The 14,832-nt window shown below is 64.9% G+C and carries 17 protein-coding genes, 1 tRNA gene and 1 pseudogene; 4 read left to right on the forward strand and 15 right to left on the reverse strand.

Annotated features, from left to right (window positions below):
* Positions 1-46: 46 nt before the first annotated feature.
* The 10 genes from N826_RS03830 to N826_RS42810 all read right to left on the reverse strand — a co-directional run bounded on the left by N826_RS03830 (position 47) and on the right by N826_RS42810 (position 7,627).
* The gene (locus N826_RS03830; protein ID WP_044426064.1) at positions 47-355 is read right to left on the reverse strand and encodes a UBP-type zinc finger domain-containing protein; all 309 of its coding nucleotides are present in this window, start codon (positions 353-355) and stop codon (positions 47-49) included.
* 30 nt (positions 356-385) lie between these two features.
* Positions 386-997: a hypothetical protein gene (locus tag N826_RS03835; RefSeq protein ID WP_044426065.1), complete on the reverse strand. Its 612-nt coding sequence runs from the start codon at positions 995-997 to the stop codon at positions 386-388.
* Between the two features lie 10 nt (positions 998-1,007).
* On the reverse strand, positions 1,008-1,829 hold the full coding sequence (locus tag N826_RS03840; protein ID WP_044426066.1) for an ABC transporter ATP-binding protein: 822 nt from the start codon (positions 1,827-1,829) through the stop codon (positions 1,008-1,010).
* On the reverse strand, positions 1,826-2,665 hold the full coding sequence (locus tag N826_RS03845; RefSeq protein ID WP_280178426.1) for a FecCD family ABC transporter permease: 840 nt from the start codon (positions 2,663-2,665) through the stop codon (positions 1,826-1,828). Before N826_RS03845 ends, N826_RS03840 begins: the two co-directional genes overlap by 4 nt.
* 3 nt (positions 2,666-2,668) lie before the next feature.
* The gene (locus tag N826_RS45175) at positions 2,669-2,899 is read right to left on the reverse strand and encodes a hypothetical protein (protein ID WP_244619430.1); all 231 of its coding nucleotides are present in this window, start codon (positions 2,897-2,899) and stop codon (positions 2,669-2,671) included.
* Positions 2,896-4,014: an ABC transporter substrate-binding protein gene (locus tag N826_RS03850; protein WP_044426067.1), complete on the reverse strand. Its 1,119-nt coding sequence runs from the start codon at positions 4,012-4,014 to the stop codon at positions 2,896-2,898. Before N826_RS03850 ends, N826_RS45175 begins: the two co-directional genes overlap by 4 nt.
* 63 nt (positions 4,015-4,077) lie before the next feature.
* Complete coding sequence (locus tag N826_RS03855; protein WP_084720464.1) at positions 4,078-6,030, reverse strand: TonB-dependent siderophore receptor; 1,953 nt, start codon at positions 6,028-6,030, stop codon at positions 4,078-4,080.
* A 51-nt stretch (positions 6,031-6,081) separates the two neighbouring features.
* Complete coding sequence (locus N826_RS45665) at positions 6,082-6,210, reverse strand: hypothetical protein (RefSeq protein WP_280178419.1); 129 nt, start codon at positions 6,208-6,210, stop codon at positions 6,082-6,084.
* 154 nt (positions 6,211-6,364) lie between these two features.
* Entirely contained in the window at positions 6,365-6,874 is a 510-nt protein-coding gene (locus tag N826_RS03860) for a sigma-70 family RNA polymerase sigma factor (RefSeq protein WP_044426068.1), read from the reverse strand.
* A 429-nt stretch (positions 6,875-7,303) separates the two neighbouring features.
* The gene (locus tag N826_RS42810) at positions 7,304-7,627 is read right to left on the reverse strand and encodes a hypothetical protein (RefSeq protein WP_147040133.1); all 324 of its coding nucleotides are present in this window, start codon (positions 7,625-7,627) and stop codon (positions 7,304-7,306) included.
* Positions 7,628-7,749: 122 nt separating this feature from the next.
* On the opposite strand from N826_RS42810, the gene N826_RS03870 reads away from it, so the two are divergent.
* Entirely contained in the window at positions 7,750-8,577 is an 828-nt protein-coding gene (locus N826_RS03870; protein ID WP_044426070.1) for an isocitrate lyase/PEP mutase family protein, read from the forward strand.
* Positions 8,578-8,644: 67 nt separating this feature from the next.
* Here the strand turns inward: N826_RS03870 and N826_RS03875 are convergent, their stop codons facing one another.
* The gene (locus N826_RS03875) at positions 8,645-9,409 is read right to left on the reverse strand and encodes an SDR family oxidoreductase (RefSeq protein WP_044426071.1); all 765 of its coding nucleotides are present in this window, start codon (positions 9,407-9,409) and stop codon (positions 8,645-8,647) included.
* Positions 9,410-9,518: 109 nt separating this feature from the next.
* Between N826_RS03875 and N826_RS03880 the strand changes: the two genes are divergently transcribed.
* Positions 9,519-10,430: a LysR family transcriptional regulator gene (locus tag N826_RS03880; protein WP_044426072.1), complete on the forward strand. Its 912-nt coding sequence runs from the start codon at positions 9,519-9,521 to the stop codon at positions 10,428-10,430.
* A gap of 522 nt (positions 10,431-10,952) precedes the next feature.
* On the opposite strand, the gene N826_RS03885 is transcribed toward N826_RS03880, so the two are convergent.
* From N826_RS03885 to N826_RS03895, 4 genes and pseudogenes are all read right to left on the reverse strand, one after another.
* Positions 10,953-11,342: a DUF427 domain-containing protein gene (locus N826_RS03885; RefSeq protein WP_211099201.1), complete on the reverse strand. Its 390-nt coding sequence runs from the start codon at positions 11,340-11,342 to the stop codon at positions 10,953-10,955.
* A 197-nt stretch (positions 11,343-11,539) separates the two neighbouring features.
* Entirely contained in the window at positions 11,540-11,947 is a 408-nt protein-coding gene (locus N826_RS41485; RefSeq protein ID WP_052830817.1) for a DUF6920 family protein, read from the reverse strand.
* A pseudogene (locus N826_RS45905) lies at positions 11,946-12,470 on the reverse strand (DUF6544 family protein); the annotation flags it as partial. The gene N826_RS41485 and the pseudogene N826_RS45905, both read right to left, overlap by 2 nt.
* A 235-nt stretch (positions 12,471-12,705) precedes the next feature.
* Positions 12,706-12,779, reverse strand: a tRNA-Gln gene (locus N826_RS03895).
* A gap of 176 nt (positions 12,780-12,955) precedes the next feature.
* Between N826_RS03895 and N826_RS03900 the strand changes: the two genes are divergently transcribed.
* Positions 12,956-14,029, forward strand: coding sequence for a Ppx/GppA phosphatase family protein (locus N826_RS03900; protein ID WP_244619429.1), 1,074 nt, complete (start codon positions 12,956-12,958; stop codon positions 14,027-14,029).
* A 49-nt stretch (positions 14,030-14,078) separates the two neighbouring features.
* A complete protein-coding gene (locus N826_RS03905; RefSeq protein ID WP_044426074.1) occupies positions 14,079-14,819 on the forward strand; it encodes an RlmE family RNA methyltransferase in 741 nt (246 codons plus the stop codon).
* Positions 14,820-14,832 lie beyond the last annotated feature (13 nt).

A 14,832-nucleotide genomic window follows, 5' to 3' on the forward strand; every position in this document is an offset into this window, starting at 1 on the left:
TCGTGCGGGGCGTCGAAGCGGCTTCCCGAAGCTTCCGGTCATCCGGTCAGTAGAAGCGCGGGATCGGCCCGACCTGCGGCGTCGTGTCGTCGCCAAGATCGAGCATAACCTCGTCCACGTAGCACCAGCCCCAGCCTTCCGGCGGATCGTAGCCTTCGATGATCGGGTGTCCAGTGCCGTGAAAATGCGTCGTGGCATGCCGATGCGGAGACTGATCGCAGCAGCCGACATGGCCGCAGGTGCGGCAGACCCGCAGATGAAGCCACTCGCTGCCGATCTTCAGGCAGTCCTCGCAGCCCTTGGCGCTTGGATGGACGTGCCGGATCGAACCGGTATGGGAACAGGAATCGCTCATTGCCTCACCCCCTGCATGCGCAGCCGATCCTCAGCAGTGGGGTGCTGTATGCCGGTACCGGAGGAAAACCGAATGCCGGGACTGGTCATGGGGAAGAGCAGGGCCAGTGCGAGCTCCATCGTCGATGCCTCGAAGCAGGGGGCCGGCGCGCATCGGGATCAGGCACGCCTCGGCCGATCCTGCATTTCCCCGACGAAGGTCCTCACGACGAGTTTCCGCAGAACCGGCAGCGCGATACATGAGGCGGTCTAGACCAAGGGTCTTGTCGTATTCTGCTGCGTAGCGGAACTCCGCCGATCTGAGCGAGAGGCGGTCGGCGCTGCGCAGGTTGCGGGCGACCATGAGCCGGGCGGGGGCGGAGAGGTCGAAGGGCACGGCGCGGACCGCGACCGGATCGGGGTGTCCTGCCTTCCGCGCCTCGTCGAGCGAGCGGGAAACGCGCTGGGCCAGCGTGGCGGGGGAGGCGCCGGCGGCGGCTTTCGGCACGGTGGCGAAAGCCTCCTGCGCCAGCAGGGTCCCTTGGGGGGACGCGAAGAATAAAGGCGACCGGGCGGTGTATTCAGCCAGCAGCCGGGTGGCGCTGTCGGCAGCCGGCCCGTTCGGCGGTAGTACCGCCGGCTGTGATACCGCGCTTCTTCTCATCGGTGTTCTCCTATTGAAAAGGGGTCGCGGCCCTGCCCGCATCGGGCAAGGCGCGGTCGGCCAGAACAAGGCGGAAACCTCGGGAGCACTGTTCCACCCGCGCCTCGATGCCGTAGGCATGGCGGAGCACGTCGGAGTCCAGGGCATGGGTCGGAGGGCCGGACGCCAGGACGCGGCCGTGGCCTAGAACGACCACGTGGTCGCAGAACCTGAGCGCCAGATTGATGTCGTGGATGGCGATGACGCAGATCGACCGTTCGGCATCGGCAATGCGCCGCACCGTTTCGAGCACGGTAAGCTGCCAGCGGAGGTCGAGCGCGCTGGTCGGCTCGTCCAGCAGCAGCAGGCGTGGATTGCGGACCAGCACCTGCGCCAGCCCGATCATCTGGCGCTGGCCGCCTGACAGCTCGCGCAGCCGCCGCAGGGCCAGCGGGCGCAGGCCCAGCGTGTCGAAGACGCGCTCGATCGACGCTTCCACATGGTCGCGCGGGGTATCGGGCCTGACCGCTCGCACGGCGCTGAGCACCGCTTCATAGGCGACCAGCGAACTGCCCTGGGGCAGCGCCTGGGGCAGGTAGCCCACCGCATGGACCCGCTGTTCCAGGGGCATGCCGACAAGGTCCTGTCCGTTCAGGATGATCTGCCCGGAAGGCCGTCCCGTCGCTCCGCCAAGGCCCGCCATCGCCTTCAGCAGGGTCGACTTGCCGGCGCCGTTGGCGCCGAGCAGCGCCACGACCGATCCGGGCGCCACGGCGGGAAGATCGAGACCGGACAGCACCGCCCGCCCGCCATAGCCGACCGAAATGCCGTTTAGGGAAAGACCGGCGCTCACAGCTTCCGCCCCTGGGTCAGGATCAGCGTCATGAACAGGGGGATGCCGACCAGCGCCATGACGATGCCTACCGGCAGGATCAGGCCCGGAATCAGGTTCTTGCTGGCGATGGACGCCAGCGACAGCAGGAGCGCCCCCGCCAGCGCGCTGCCCGGCAGGTAGAAGCGGTGGTCCTCTCCCAGGGCCAGACGGGCGATGTGCGGACGGACCAGCCCGATGAAGCCGATGGTGCCGACGAAGGCCACGGCGCCGGCGGCCAGGATGCTGACCCGCAGCAGCACCCGGAGCCGCAGGGTCTCCACCGAAATACCGAAGCTCTTGGCCTGATCCTCGCCGCCGCGCAGCGCCGTCATGGCCCAGACCTTGCGCATCGACAGCGGCAGGCAGACCCCCAGCACGGCAGCCACCACCGCGACCTTGTCCCAGGTCGAGCGGCCCAAGCTGCCCATCGTCCAGAACACCATCTGCTGCAAGGCGTCGGTACTGGCGACGTACTGCACCAGCCAGAGCAGGGCGTTCATCGCGAACAGCATGGCGATGCCGAACAGCACGACGGTATCGGTCGTGGCGCCGAAGCTGCGGGCCAGCATCTGGATGATCATGACGGACCCGACGGCGAACACGAAGGCTCCCGCCGGTATCAGATAGGTGGCGCCGATCCCCGGAACGCTGAGGTCCATCACGATGACGAGGGAGGCTCCCAGCGTCGCGGCGGCCGATACGCCCAGCGTGAAGGGGCTGGCCAGCGGGTTGTTGAGGACGGTCTGCATCTCCGCCCCCGCCAATCCCAGTGCGGCACCCACCAGCACCGCCATCGCGGCGAAGGGTAGCCGCAGGTCTCACAGGGTAACGGCCTGTCCGCGCGGCAGGGCGCCGCGGTCGAGCAGCCCGGTCACGATGTCCGCCACCGAAAGCGGCGACGGGCCGGTCGCCACGTCGAACAGCACCGATACCAGCAGTGCCGCGACCAGGATGCCGATGACGGCAAGCCTGCTCCAGACGAACCGGCCGTAAAGCCGTGCCAGCGGCGCGGCTCCGGCATCGGCCGTATTGGTATGCGCCCGGCTCACTTGAGGTCGATCCAGTAGGTGCCGGTGGCCGCTACCGGCTGGAAGCGCCGATACAGCGTGCGCAGGGTCTCGCCGGGGTCGAGATCGGCGAACAGGGCAGGGTGGAACCACTTGGCGAAAGCCTGGACGGCGGCGACATTGAAGGGGGAATTGTAGAAGTGATGCCAGATCGCATGGGCGCGCCCGGACCTGACGGCGTCCAGATCGGCGATCCCCGGCCTGCCGGTGGCGCGGGCCAGCGTTTCGCGGGCCAAGTCCGGCGGCACATCCGCCCCAAGAGCGACGCGCCGGGGTGCCTTGGCCGCACCCGCCGCCGAGCCGATCGCGGTGGCGATATAGATGTCCGGCTGCTGCGCCAGCAGGTATTCCAGATTGATCGTGCCGCTGGGGCCGGGCACCAGGGCGGTGGCGATGTTGGTTCCGCCCGCCTTCTCGATGAACCGGCCCATCATGCCGTTTCCCATCGTGGCGCAGCACTCTTCGGTCCGGCCGACCCGCGATTCCAGGAAGACCCTGGGACGCGCGCCCACCCTGGCCAGCCGATCCGTCACCAGCTTCAACTGCTCATCGTAGTATGCCGTGAATTCCGCAGCCTCCGCCTCGCGGCCCAGCAGCCTGCCCAGCAGGTCGATGCTGCGCGGCGTGTTGACCAGCGGGTCCTTGCGGAAGTCGATGAACGCCACGGCGATGCCCGCCGCCTCCAACTGGGCGACGGTTTCGATGTTCTTGGGCGATGGGCTGTGCCCCTCCAACGCGAAGATCGCGAGATCGGGGGCAAGGGCGATGGCTTTTTCGACGCTGAAGCTGTCGCCCGACGCCTGTCCGACCTGCGTGATTTTTCCCAGATCCGGGAACCGGTCGAGGTATTGCTGATACCCGGTGGGGTCGAGCAGGGTGAATTCGCCCATCATGCCGACCACGCGCTTCAGCGGGTCGGTCCGGTCAAGGATGGCAAGCGTCGGCAGATACCGGCCTTCGCCCAGGATGATGCGCTCCACCCTGGCGGGGAATGTCACCGTGCGCCCGGCCAGATCGATGACTTCGGCTGCTGCAGCCGGCTGCATCCACGCAGCCGTCAGCAGCAACCCCATGACGAGCAGAACCGCCCTGATCATGAAATTCAACCCTTCATTCTATCGGAACAGTTATTTGACGGCAGTGTGTCGTCAGCCGCCGTGTCAGAACTTGGCCGATACTTTCAGCCATGCGCTGCGCGGTTCACCGTAGTAGTTGAATACGGTCGAACTCGCGGCCCGCGAGTAGTATTTCTTGTCGAGGATATTGTTGACCGAGAAGGTAGCACTGACGTTCTCGGTCACCTCGTAGCCGACCTGGGCGTCGAACAGCATGTAGCCGTCCTGTATCCAGCGGGTGGCCCCGGACTGGCCGTAGTAGCTGGAAACCGCCTTGGCGCCTCCCCCGACGCTGAAACCGTCCAGCGGGCCTTCGAAGGCATAGCGGGCGAACAGGTTGACCGTGTGCTTCGGCGTCCAGGTGTTGAAGACCTGACCGACCTGCGCCGGCGTGCCGGTCAGATACTCGCTGAGCAGGTAGGAGTAGCTGGAGAAGACGCTCAAGCCCGGCAGCGGTTCGCCGCTGACTTCAATCTCGATCCCCTGGGATTCGACTTCGCCGGCGGCATTGGACACGCCCGGAGTGGTGAGGTCGGCGACGGCCCGGTTCTCGTCCCTGGTGCGGAAGAACGCCAGGGTCGATGTCAGCGCACCGTCGAGGAACTCGCCCTTCACGCCGGTTTCATACTGACTGCCGACGCGCGGGGCGAGCGGACGGCCATCCCGGCCAGTGGCGGTCTGCGGCTGGAAGATGTCGGTATAGCTGACATAGGCGGAAATCGTGTCGGTCAGGTCGTAAATCAAGCCGAGCTGAGGCGTGAACTTGCCGTTCACTTCGCTCTTGGTCTTGACGTTGTTGACCAGATTAGTCGATTCCAGGCTGTAGTAGCTGAGCCTGCCGCCCAGGACGGCGGTCACCGGCGTCAGCGGCTTGATCCGCGCCTGGGCATAACCGGAAACCTGCTCCGGCACGTTCCGGGTGCGCGTGGTGAAGGCGATAGCCGGTTCGGCGATGTTGGTCGCCGGTTTGAACACATTGACGGTGCCTGCGGGGTTCGCGGTACCCTGGTACATCCGCTGATCGTAGCGGCGGTAATCGGTGCCGACGACGATGTTGTGGGTCTGGCCCAGGAACGGAACCGGCTTGCTGACATGGGCGTCCATGGCGCGCGAAGTTTCCTCGTAGTCGCGCGCCAGGGCCGTCATGCCGACCGAATTGGTCACCGGATTGACGGCGGTGCGGGCATAGGCATATTTGAAGTCGGCGTCGCGATCGACATAGCGCAGCGCCACGCGGGCTTCCCCGCCATCGTCGAAACGGTGCTCCAGATCGACGATGCCCTCGTTCGACGAATTCTCGAACCGGTTCCAGTCCGCACCGATGAAGGTGGAGCGCCGGACGTCCAGCAGCCTTCCATCGGCATAGGCCGGCAGGCCGTTGAACGGGGTGATGTCCTTCTCTTGATGGGACGCCGCGAAGGACAGCGTGGTCTGTTCCGTCAGGTCAACCTCGACCGTGCCATAGCCGAGCTTGCTCTTGTTGTCGGTGACGTCGACAAAGGTGTCCTGGTCCTGCATCGCCACGACGCCGCGTGCCCGGACCCGGCCGGACCCGCTCACCGGGCCGGTGATGTCGGCCTCGCCCCGGTAGCCCTGCCAGGACCCTGCCGTGACGGACCCGCTGGCCCCGAACTTGTCGAGTGCCCGTTTCCGCGCCAGATTGACCGAGCCGCCCGGTTCGCCGGTACCGGCGAAAAGGCCGGACGGGCCGCGCAGCACCTCGATCCGGTCGAACATGGCGAGGTCCGGCTGCGTGCCGTAGACGCTGGAAATGGGCGAAGGCAGCCCATCGACCATGTAGGAATCCAGTTCGTAGCCACGGGAGAACAGGCTGGAACGCCCCTGATCGTTGGACAGCACGGTGGTCCCGGTCGAGCGCCGCAGGGCGTCTTCCAGCCGTGTCATGTTCTGGTCTTCGATCCGCTGCCGGGTGATGACGCTGACCGATTGCGGGATATCGCGAAGCCGCGTCGGTCCCTTGGAGCCGGCGGAAGCCAGCGGGCTGGCGAAGGAGCCGGTCCCTTCGGTCGTGGCCGGCGCCCGAGGCGCCTATCCGTCGATCGTCACCGGATCGAGCTGGATCACGTCGCCTTCCGGCTGGGCGCTGGCTGCCGGTGCGATGGCGCCTGCGGAAATCAGCGCGGCGGTCAACCCAAGCCGCAAACACACCCTGCTCATCGACGCTTCAATTCCATCCCGGCTCATGACAATGCCCCACGATATAAATGCGAATGACTCTTACCCTCATTGACGATGGGGAATTGGAACCCGACAGCATTATTTCCAGAAGAGCAAATTTTTTTGCGCGGCGGCTTATCCGGGGTCCGGAGCATCACTGACGAGGGACGCGGCGCTCGCAATGGCGGAGCGCCCGCATGATGTTCTTCGACACCATGCTGCATGACACGCCAAGCCGCTCCGCCACCTCGGCATGGGTCAGCTTTTCGACCCGGCTGAGCAGCAGCGCGTCGCGGCAGGACGGCGGAAGCTCGCCCAGGGCTGTCTGGAGCAAGGCCAGCCGCTGGCGGGTTTCCAAGGCCTTGTCGGGGGAAGGCTGGCTGTCTGCCACATGGTCGGCCACGTCGTCGAGAATGGCATGGTTGCCCCGGCGGCGGTCGCGCCGGGCCAGATCGATGATCAGGTTGCCGACGATGCGGCACAGGAACAGCCTTGGCTGCTCCACGGCATCGCAGCCCGTATCGAACTGCGCCATATCGGCGTAGCGCACGAACGCGTCCTGGACCACGTCGGCGGCGATGTCGCAACGGCCGAGCCTTCGGCAGGCGAAGCTGTACAACTCTTCATGGTACTGGCGAAATAGAGCGTCTAACTGCTTCTGCATGAGTCGAAACACCGCACCTTTCGGAGGAAAACCGGCTGCACTCAGTTGTGCAGACGAAACGCTCGGGAGGTTGTCGGTTCATGCTAAGTAATTTAATAGTGATCATCAATTGCAACGCCAGCAACATGCCAACGTATCGCGGGTGGAGGTGTCAAATCATTCTCGCGGGCGCACCTTCGTTCCCAGTGCTGGATCTTCTGTGGGGTGAATCCCTACCCGTTGTGCGAAGTCGGGTGAGACCATGGGAATGCCGGTCGTGGCCGCGATCCCAACGTTGGTGACAATGTCGATACCCCGACCGTTGCGGCTGGCAGCGGCTTTCGTGCCGGCACATTGCCTTGGCCCTGGTCATCTACTGATGCATTCAGAGGATTCGCAAATCGGCTGGACCGCGCGAGTCCGTGTGGATGGCGCCGATAGTCAGCATCATCAAGTTCCTATGAACTCAGCATCCAATGCCAAAGCACGCCGGTCACAGCTGTCGACGGATTGCACAATTTCCGGAAGCTCGGACACGTGAAGTTCGGAGCGGAGGTCGGCGTCGAGTTCCTGAAAAGCTGCTGAACGAAGCAGGGCGTCGCCTGGAATGGGCAGCACCAGCGAGAACGTTTCTGGATGCCGCCCCATCATGTAGACCTTTCCGGCCTGGGTCGCGATCACGCGCGGATGATCTGGAGCGATCAGGGGAAGATGCGCAAGACGGTACTGCTCGTCGAGTTGGAGGCCTTCACCGGATGCAAATCGTGTTCGCAAGGATAGTTTGTTCCCCGGAGAGCGGGAAAGGCTATCCTGTCCCTGTGCCGCCTGCGGCGATATCCTCGTATTGGCACAATACTTTCGTACGCATTCGATGGAGTTCCAGCCTGGAGGAAAAAGTGGCGTTGGATAAAGGTGCTGCGTTTCGAGCGCTCCACGAAGAGCCCGGCGTGTTCGTTATTCCCAATCCATGGGATACCGGTACGGCGCGCATTCTGGCTGCCATGGGCTTCAAGGCGCTCGCCACCACCAGCGCCGGCATGGCGTTTTCGCTCGGAGTGCCTGATGGCCACGTGTCCAGGGACGTGATCCTGGATCATTGCCGGACGATCGTCGCCGCCACCTCCCTGCCGGTTTCGGCCGATCTCGAACGAGGATTCGGCGACAGCCCGGAGAGTGCTGCCGAGACGATCCGCGTTGCCGCCGGCATCGGTCTGGCCGGCGGTTCGCTCGAGGATCATACCGGGCGCACCGACGATCCGATCTACGATCCGGCGCTGGCCATCGAGCGGATCGAAGCCGCCGCGCAGGCATGCCGCTCGCTCGGCAAGGACTTCGTGCTCACCGCCCGGTGCGAGAACTTCCTGTGGGGCCGCCCCGATCTCGATGACACGATCCGGAGGCTGCTAGCCTACGAGAAGGCCGGCGCAGACGTGCTCTATGCGCCGGGGCTCCCGGATCTCGACACGATCAGGACGGTGTGCAATTCGGTGACGAAGCCGCTGAACGTCGTGATGGGCATGCCGGGAGCGACGTTTGGCGTAGCGGAACTGGCGGACGCCGGCGTCAAGCGCATCAGCATCGGCTCCGCCCTGGCACGGCTGGCGTTCGGAGCGTTCGTTGAAGCGGCACGGGAAATGAAGGAGGAAGGGACCTTCGGCTTTTCGAAGAAGGCCATCGGTTTCGCGGAACTGGAGAAGTTCTTCACCGGCTCTCCGGCATCGTGACCGGATCTTGACGGCCGCCTAAGCGGAAGACGGCCGCAAAGCCTCTTCCACCCCGGCGAACCCCAGGTCAAACCTGGGCCATGCCGCCATCGGCGAACATTTCGATGCCATTGACGAAGCTGCTGTCGTCGGATGCCAGGAAGACCGCAGCCTTGGCGATTTCGTCGGGATCGCCGACGCGGCCCAGCGGCACCTGCGCCGCCAGTTGATCCACCAGCCCCTGCTGCTGTGCAGCGTCAGGGCCGGCTAGGTCGACCAGACCCGGGGTCCGGATCGGACCGGGGCTGAGCGTATTGACTCGGATTCTACGGTCCTTCAGGTCCAGGATCCAGCTGCGGGCGAAATTGCGCACGGCCGCCTTGCTCGCGCTGTAGACGCTGAAAGCCGCCGTGCCCATGCTGCCGGTCGTGGAGCCTGTCAAGATCACCGAGGCGCCGCGTCCAAGCAGCGGAAGCGCCTTCTGCACCGTGAACAGAACACCCTTCACATTGCGGTTGAAGGTGTCCTCGTAGTGCTCCTCCGTAATGGCGCCGAGCGGCAGCATGCCGCCACCGCCGGCATTGGCGAACAGCACGTCGATGCGGCCCTTCTCGGCCTGGATTTGGGCATAGAGGCGGTCGAGGTCGGCGAGGCTGGACGAGTCGGCCGCGACACCCGTCGCGCTGCCGCCGGCCGCGGCGATCGCGGCGACTGCGGCCTCCAGTTCGGGCCGGCGGCGCCCGGTGAGATAGACGAAGGCGCCTTCCGCGGCAAAGCGCCTGGCCGTAGCGAGGCCGATGCCGCTGGTGCCACCGGTGACGAGAGCGATCTTACCATCGAGCTTGTGAGACATCTGGAATCTCTTTGTCAGCGTTGGGTGTGTTCTGCATGCCCTCAAAGGTATGGACGGTGGCATCGCGCTGAAATAGAAATGGCTGGAACTCATCATTGCAGATTTGTCGATGTCGAAGCTCCCAGATTTCGAAGGACTGGCGATGTTCGCCAAGGTGGCGGAGGAACGCTCCTTCGCCGGTGCCGCCCGCACCCTGGGCGTGTCGGTCGCCACCGTCTCGCGGGCGGTCAGCCGGTTGGAAGACCGGCTCGGCGCCCGGTTGTTCAACCGCACTTCCCGCCGGCTCGCCCTGACGGAGATCGGCCATTCTCTGGCAGAGCGCGCCACGCGCATCTACTGCGAGGCCGAAGCTGCGGAGAATGCGACGCGCGAGATGTCCAGCCGCCCGCGCGGCCTGATCCGCCTGGCCGTGCCGATGTCGTTCGGGCTGCGCTGGGTGGCGCCCCTGCTTCCGGATTTCTTCCGCCTTTATCCGGAGGTTGCCATAGATCTCCATCTGAGCGACGCCGTCGTCGACTTGGTGGGCGGCGGTTTCGATGCGGCACTCCGCATCGCGGTACTGCCGGACAGTTCGCTGGTCGCCCGTATGCTGTGCCCTATCGCGCCCCTGGTGCTGGCCGCTCCCGCCTATCTCGCGCGCCACGGGCAGCCCCGGCACCCGCGCGAGCTGAACGGCCACCATTGCCTGGGCTATGCCTACCGGTCACAGCGCGACATCTGGCGCTTCACCAACGGCGAAGGCGACGAGGAGAGCGTGACGCCGTCCGGCCCACTGCGCGTCACCAACGCCGACGCGCTGGTGCCCATGCTCCTGGAAGGACTGGCGATCGCCGAACTACCGGAGTTCATGGCCGCCGAATATCTCGCCGACGGACGTGTCGCCGCCATCCTGACCGACTGGTCGCTGCCCGTGGGAGGCCTCTACTTCATCACCCCGTCGGCCCGAACGCGCCCGGCAAAGGTCGCCGCGCTGGCCGAATTCTTCATCCAACGTCTGTCTGAACCGGCATGGAGGAGTTGAGCCGGTGCGAGGATGGACAGCGGCATCTATAAATCCAACGCATGTTGCCGGTGCCGAAGCGTCATGGTTCATCACGACGCGCTTCGATGTGATGAGCCTGTACGACCGCATCATTGCCTGATTGAGCATCGCGAGATTGGCGCCTGAGCGGCGGGATAGGCGACCGCGTGTGGAAACCGTCCATCCCATGACGCCGACACGAGATGGAAATAACGTTCCAGCCATGCGCTTTACGGCTTCCGTTACCGTCAGCGGAAGAGCACTTCCCTCAACGTCCGGCCTGTCATCCAGGCCAGGAGTAGCATTGGCGTGGGCAGGATGATTGCGGATGCGAGGGTGAAGAAGAGAACTTCACGCATGATCCTGTTCATGCAGGCAGTCTGGAGTAGCATTGATAGGTTCTAAATGAACCGGATCACGCTTTCGGTCCAACTGGCGTCGTTTCCTGGCATAGCACAGGAGCATGCCATTAGCATTGGAGTCGAACCTCGGATAACTCTGGATAGCTCCCTGCTCCGAGATTTACCAGAACCGGCTGCCGGGTACACCCTTGAAGGGTCCGGCGACGTGGGACGTGATCCAGCCGCCGTAGAAGTCGCCCGGCTGCGGTGTGACGCGTTCGCCATCCACAAAGCATTCGTCGACGGCTCCGGCATAGAAGGCGACGTAGTCCCGCAGGACCCGAAAATCCGGGCTGGGGGCGGGATAGCTCCACGCGACATCGCGCAGTCTCACGCCGCCGACGGCGAGATCGAAGTAGACGGCGTCGCCCTTCCACTCGCAGAACGATCGTCGAGCCGATGGCCAAAGCGCGCCGGGGATAATGTCGGAGGGCGGGATGTAGTAGCTGGGCGGATGGCTCGTCTCGATCGTGCGGACGCTTGCCACGGTGTCGGCTACTATGATCCCCAAATGCAATATCCTGATATGCCGGGAGCACGGTTCCGCAATTGCCGGACGCGGATACGACCAGACGCTTTCCTGGCCGGGGCCGGGAGGATTGGGATGGACGGCAGGTTCAATCATGCGAACTAAATGGGATCGCTGCCCCTCCCGTCCAATGATTTCGGTTCCGTCGGGCATGGTGCCGGCCGGTACGCCGCGAGTTTTCAGCCTGGGCCTTTACAGTCGATGAAACCGTACTCGATATCGAGGGGACGCCCGCGCCAGACAGGCATGAGCCTTCCCGACAGGACCCATGCGACCTCGGCAGCGGTGGGCACCATCATGCCCGCGATCCGTCGATAGTTCCGGTAAGTTCCGCGCCAGGGTGTCAGCACCACGCCGGCGCCGGCGGCGCGGTAACGGTCGGCCGAGCAGCTCACGATCTCGCCGGCTTCCCCGAACCTGAAATCGACCGCCGCCGACAGGCCCCGGTCGGTCAGCGTCGCCCGTGCGGCGTCGGCATCGATGGCGGACCACGACAGCCCCGGCCGGGGCAGCAGGGCAGTCGGCAGCCAATACCGCCTCCGCCAGATAGCGCATGAGCGAGGCTTCGGCGACCTCCCGCGTGCCATGCTGACCTTTCAGCGGCACCAGCGAAACGATCGAGGCCTCGGATGCACCGACGCCATCGATATAGCTGTCGCGGATACGGGCTGGAAGGAAGGGTGCCACCCGGACACTCGCATCCCAGACATAGCCGGGCGGCTTGCCGTAAAAGTGCTGCTCCGCACTGAACGGCCGCCAGCCCGATGAGCCGAACATCAGCAACTCGCCGCTCCAGCGGATGAATGCATGCCGGACAAGTGGCTGCCCTGCCGTCAGCGCGAACCTGAAATACCGCTCGACCGGCTCGGGAAGATCCTCGCGCCGGGCATCCGCAACATCCCCGGTTACAGGTTCGTGAGCGTAGAGACATGCGATGGTCGCAGCAGACTGTCGATTCCAGCGAATTGTGCCGATAGCAATCCCAGCCGCCGCCCCAAGCGCCAGCGCAGCCGTAAACCCACCGATAAGCCAGCCCCTGTTGTCACGGAGAGCGTCCGGGCGGGTGGCGGCTGTCCATGATCGTGCCCAGGGTTCGCCATGCTTCTTCATTGCCGAAGAAAATCGAATTCCACATAGCCGGAAATGTCTCAACCCAGAGCAGAAATTCGAAGGTCTTATGTGCTATGGCTGCAACCGCGTCGGGATGGGCGAAAACGAGGATACTGCCGCTGGATTGCTCAATTGCCGACAACTCGGACGCATGAAACCCGCTGCGGTGCTTACCGGGTGCTTACTGAAGCGAGTCGAGCGTTCGGGAGAGTTCGGCTAAGTGCCTGATTTGGAATGGTTGGGGGACTAGGATTCGAACCTAGGCTGGCGGAGTCAGAGTCCGCTGTCCTACCACTAGACGATCCCCCATCAAGCTGTCGCCGCACCGTATTTTGTGCCGCTCTGTGCTCGGGAGCCGCCTTATAGCAAAGGGTTGCCGGACTGGAAAGCCCTTTCTGAAGATTTTTTTGCACTCATCCATCGGTCGGGTGCCGCATCGGCTAAAGGCATCCTTTCATCCCTGGGGCAGCTTAGGTTACCATTCCATGTCCGGGACAGCCCTTCGGTTGTTCGGTCGGACTTTCGAGGGCGATGTGAACATCGAATTGGGGATCGATCGGCGGGGGACGGCGGCGGGCATGCGCCCGGCTTCGTACATGCGTCCGGTGTTCGCCGCCCTCGACCTCGGGACCAACAATTGCCGGTTGCTGGTGGCGCGCCCGCTGATGGGCGGCGGGTTCCGGGTCATTGATGCGTTTTCCAGGATCGTGCGGCTGGGCGAGGGCGTCAGCCGGTCGCGCCGACTGTCGGATGCCGCGATGGAACGTTCGGTCGCGGCATTGCGGATCTGCGCCGCCAAGCTGGAGCGGCGTGGCGTCACCGCCGTCCGGGCGGTCGCGACCGAGGCCTGCCGGCGGGCGGAGAACTGCGACGCGTTCATCGACTTGGTGGAGCGGGAAACCGGCATCGCGCTGGACATCATTTCGACCCACGAGGAAGCCCGGCTGGCGCTGGCGGGATGCGCCCCGCTGCTCGACCCCACCGTGCGCGGGGCGTTGGTGTTCGACATCGGCGGCGGATCGACCGAGCTGATGTGGCTGGAACTGGGAGCGGGCGGGCGGACCCGGATGATCGACCAGATCTCGGTGCCGCAGGGCGTGGTTGGGTTGACCGAGTCCTATGGCGGCGACCGGGTTTCGGCCGCGACATATGTCCGGATGGTCGATGAGATCTCGGCGGCGCTGGCGGCGTTCGAGGCGCGGAACGGCATCCAGCGGGCGGTCGAGCGCGGCGAGGTCCAGATGCTCGGCACCTCCGGCACGGTCACGACGCTGGCGGGGATCCACTTAGGACTGCAACGATACGAGCGGTCCATCGTCGATGGCAGCTACCTTCAGATCGACCACGCGCGGGCCGTCAGTCGGCGCTTGCTGGAATTGGATTTCGCGGGTCGCGCCGCGTATCCGTGCATCGGGCGGGAGCGGGCCGATCTGGTGGTCGCGGGCTGTGCCGTGCTGGAGGCGATCTGCGACACCTGGCCGGTAACGCGGCTGCGGATCGCGGATCGTGGTCTGCGGGAAGGCATCCTGGTGGATTTGATCGCCGCCAACGGGGTATGAACGGCGAATTGCCGCGCGAAAACGGCCAGCTATTGCTATATCAGACGTTATGACCAGCAAATCATCCGGACCGAACACTCCCAGCGGCCGTAACTTCGGCGTGCGCGTCAAAACAGCCAAGAAGCGCTCGCTGTCGTCGACGCTATGGCTTCAGCGCCAGCTCAACGACCCCTATGTCGTGGAGGCGCAGAAGCGCGGCTATCGCAGCCGGGCTGCCTTCAAGCTGCTGCAACTGGACGACAAGTTCAAGTTGCTGGCGCCGGGCAAGCGGGTGGTCGATCTGGGCGCCGCACCCGGTGGCTGGACGCAGGTCGCGGTCGAGCGGGTCAAACCGCAGGCGGGCAAGGGGAAGGTCGTCGGGCTGGACATCCTGGAGATGGAACCAGTCGAGGGCGCCATCACCTTCCAATGCGACTTTAACGACGAGGACGCGCCGGACCGGCTGCACGAGGCGCTGGACGGGCCGGCGGATATCGTGCTGAGCGACATGGCGGCGCCGGCGACCGGGCATCCCCAGACCGACCATATCCGGATCATGGGATTGGCGGAGTTGGCCTACGACTTCGCGGCGCAGGTGCTGTCCCCCGGCGGGGCGTTCATCGCCAAGGTGTTCCAGGGCGGTACCGAACGCACGTTGCTGGACCGGCTGAAGAAGGACTTCGCCTCGGTCAAGCATGCCAAGCCGCCGGCGAGCCGGGCGGACTCGGCGGAGACCTATGTCGTGGCGGTTGGGTTCCGGGGCGGTTCGTCGGCGACGCGCAATGCCAGGGCCGCTGACGCGGAGGATTAGGGAGCACAAGCGG

The sequence above is a fragment of the Skermanella aerolata KACC 11604 genome, from assembly GCF_000936425.1.
Taxonomy (GTDB): domain Bacteria; phylum Pseudomonadota; class Alphaproteobacteria; order Azospirillales; family Azospirillaceae; genus Skermanella; species Skermanella aerolata.